Source organism: Haladaptatus ordinarius, assembly GCF_054177595.1.
The window spans coordinates 1-3,382 of sequence record NZ_JBPEHH010000208.1 but is presented as its reverse complement, the minus strand read 5'-3'; the positions used below and the strand labels follow the sequence as shown (position 1 = coordinate 3,382).

At 53.3% G+C, this 3,382-nt stretch carries 3 protein-coding genes; all 3 read right to left on the bottom strand.

What is annotated here, in order from left to right:
- Positions 1 to 86: 86 nt before the first annotated feature.
- Positions 87 to 569, bottom strand: coding sequence for a DUF1254 domain-containing protein (locus ACR3FF_RS26320; protein ID WP_458191044.1), 483 nt, complete (start codon positions 567 to 569; stop codon positions 87 to 89).
- Complete coding sequence (locus tag ACR3FF_RS26315) at positions 559 to 855, bottom strand: hypothetical protein (RefSeq protein WP_458191043.1); 297 nt, start codon at positions 853 to 855, stop codon at positions 559 to 561. Before ACR3FF_RS26315 ends, ACR3FF_RS26320 begins: the two co-directional genes overlap by 11 nt.
- Before the next feature lie 1,051 nt (positions 856 to 1,906).
- Positions 1,907 to 3,295, bottom strand: coding sequence for an ATP-binding protein (locus ACR3FF_RS26310; RefSeq protein WP_458191045.1), 1,389 nt, complete (start codon positions 3,293 to 3,295; stop codon positions 1,907 to 1,909).
- Between the last annotated feature and the right edge of the window lie 87 nt (positions 3,296 to 3,382).

The window sequence follows — 3,382 nt, the reverse complement described above, 5'->3', positions numbered from 1 at the left end:
TACTCTAAACAGTCCTCTTTGTCAGGTAGAAAGACCTCGTTGACACTCTCTCTGCTGACCATGCTGGGGAAGGCTACGAACTCCAGTCATGAAAAAGTATTCACCGCTACAGATGAGCGCCGATGAAATGCCTCGGACAGCGACCGACGCCACAGGAACTCGAGAAGGTCGTGGAACTCCTCAGCACACGGGAAATGGCGATCGACTATACCTGCCAGTGCGTATCGGACTTCGGTGAATAGGGTCTTCGTCCCTGCCTGGACGACGTCGGTTGCGGCGAAATCGCCCGGGATCTCGCCCTCGTACCCGTCTGGCAGTACCAGGTACGACCGTGCGTCGGTGCCGTTGAACTGATTCCCAGCGTAGAGGGGGTAGATCCCGTACTGATCCATCAACTCCAACGAAAAGTAACGGTCGGTGACCTCGGGCATCTCGATGACGATGGGTTCGTCCTGCAGGTCGAGGAAGCCCTGTCCGTACAAGGTGGTGGCATTCGGACTGACGACAGCCGTGAAGTCGGCCGTTATCGGTCGGCCTTCGTTCGGATAGTACAACCGATTAACGCCCACAAAGACGTCGCTGTCCCTCCTTCTGCGTGTAGTTGAAGCGCGTCTCGTAGAAGATGACCTGCTGGAGGCCGTAGAGGTACGCGTCTTCTGCGATCGATGCCACCCTGGTATCTGTTCCGTCATCTGCAAACATCTCATTCCGGGGCTGGCAGGCGCTGGTGCCGCCGCCGCCCATCGCCAGTAAGCTGGCGAGGCCTGCCCCGCGAAGTGCGGTGCGGCGGATTGTCCGCATCAGTCCAGAGTCCAATTCTGCGTCAGCCGGCGTGTCGTGTGTCTCGTTACTCATGGCTCATGCCTCTCATTCGTTGCCCAACAGCACTGCCCCACCCGACTCGCACTCCATACGACGGACTCCTACAAAGTACGGTCTCTAAATTAACATAAATTCCAACCATAATGGCGGTGAGAACTGGTTGGCCACCTGTTCAGTCTAAATATGGCATCTATTTTATATAAACTAAACTACCAATCATCTCCTGTGCATGCTCGTGGCTGGCTTGATTCGTGTTCTGCTATCAGCACGACCACCGAAATCGATAATCGATTGAGGGCTTCCAGCGAAGTCGGGATTTTGGTTCGATGGAGGAGAAGGTGTGCAACTGGTCCAGCCGCTACAGGCGGGGTGCCTCGGAGCGTAGTCCCGATGCGGTTCAGCTTGCAATCGTTAGAAAACGATTTAAGGCTGAGTTCGTCATGACGTAAGAGAAACTGCTCAATGTGTTTCTCACGCCACCCAAGCGGCGACAATACACTCGCTGCCGCACGAACCAACAGTTCCCGATAGAACCCGACATCATACTCGTCCGACTCCTCACTCGCCAACCTCACCCGCTCTCGCGACTGTTTTGCATCGTCAACCACCACATACGACACACTCTGACCAGGCGCACGCGTCAATCCCATATCTACTGCCCGCTCTAGTGCCGCCACACTCCGTGTCGACTGCGTGTAATCCTCCTTCTTCTTCGAAACACGATTCGTGATCACCAACTCACTCGGATCAACCGCCCCACGTTCGAGTCGATCAACCCACGACCGCAATTCCTCACACACCGCCTCCGGATCTCGATACTCATCCACTGCTCGAATCAACGCTTTCTGTGCATCGTCGATATACGACGGCGAACTTCACTGGCGAGACTCGATGCCCCGATACTTGTACTCATCTTCGCCAGCGACCTTTCCAAAGTACTTCGTCAACGCACCAGCATCCGAATCACGGAGCGGAACGAACGATATCCAGTCGTAGTGGGCTTCGTGTTCGAGCCGGTGTATAACCGTTCAAAATAGTGGTACACCTCCACGATCATGCACCCCGAAAAGCGATCCCAAAACCTCTACTCCGTGATCGTCTCAACCACGTCCTCAACACTATAAAGACGAAGATCATCACGTTCATCACGGGCCTCCTCCAGCGACGACGCAAATCCACTCCGGCTGAAGAGCGCATACTCATAGTCTGGCTCTTCATTACCATTCGGTGCCCAGTCGATATACGGTGCTTCTTGCTGGAGCTGGGCAAAGACATTGTATCCCAGTCGCTGTTGAGTGAATTTCACCTCACCCACGACCAACGTGTCACTGTTCGTTGGCGCAACGATATCGATTTCCCGCCCATCGGTATCCCACCACGTGTCTGGCTCTTCCGTGAACGTATACTCAGAACCGTATTCGAAGAGAATCGCCCGTTGACACAGCTGCTCGAATGTGCCACTGACAAAGTCCGAAAGATACGGTTCGACGAGTTCATCGTATGCATCTGGCCCAAAGACCTCATATCGAGATGATCGTCCATGGACGAACCGGAACCAGAACGCAAAGAGCTGATCCAAGATTCGGTAGCGACTGTTTCGACTTCGTGATGGGTCGACTGTGACCGGATACTCTTGCCCGATTATCTGGAGTTCTCGCAGACGGGAGAGGTAATAGCCAGCACTGTTGGCGTTGATGCTTGCGGCCTGCACAATCTCGTTTCGCTGGCGGTTCCCTTCGGCCATCGCCTTCAGCACGGCAAAGTATCGATCCACCTCGTCCAATTCCCGGTACAGAACATTTTCAGGTTCTTCATGGAGACCACCATCACGAAGGAGCAATGTTTCTGTGATATTTTCCTTAAGTGATTGACTGTCATCAACAGCGCGAAGATAGTCTGGTGTCCCCCCAAAAACACCGTACGCCATGACCTGTTCTGTTGGATCATAGTCGGGAAAGAAGGTCATCGCCGCTCCAAATGGGAGCGGGCCGATGTTGAGCTTCCCATTTGGTCGCTTCGAGATGCGGCCGTACAGCGGTGAACTACCATCAAGGGCGATGTTGTGGATCATCCCGATAGCAGAGCCAGTTAAGACGAAGGTTGCCGCTGTCTCTTCGACTTCGTGATCCCAGATACGCTGAATAATTGATGGAAGAGCTTCATTTTCGTCAACAAGATAGGGAAATTCATCAAGAATGACAATTGCGTCTTGTTCAGCAAGGTATGTGAGAACATTTTCCCAATCCTTCCGGATCCGATTGATCCCGGGAAAGGCTGTTGTCGCATCGGCAATGAACGAATCAAGCTGTTGCTCGGGGGTGCCATGTGCTGCTTGGTGATAAACAGCATCCTCGCGGTCTTCGATAGATTTGACGACAAGCGCTGTTTTTCCCATTCGCCGACGACCGTATATCACACTCAAATTTGGAGAGTTGCTATTGTCGCTAGTTGTCCACTCTCTCGATAACTGCATCGGCAAAAGCTGCGCCTCACACGGTAAAGACCGCGAAATGAGACGAAGACTGTCTTGGATGCTGGATAGGGCGTGAATATGTTGAAT

Coding starts and splice junctions, on each gene's coding strand:
- ACR3FF_RS26315 (WP_458191043.1), bottom strand. CDS start 855: ATGAGTAACGAGACACACGACACGCCGGCTGACGCAGAATTGGACTCT.
- ACR3FF_RS26310 (WP_458191045.1), bottom strand. CDS start 3,295: ATGCAGTTATCGAGAGAGTGGACAACTAGCGACAATAGCAACTCTCCA.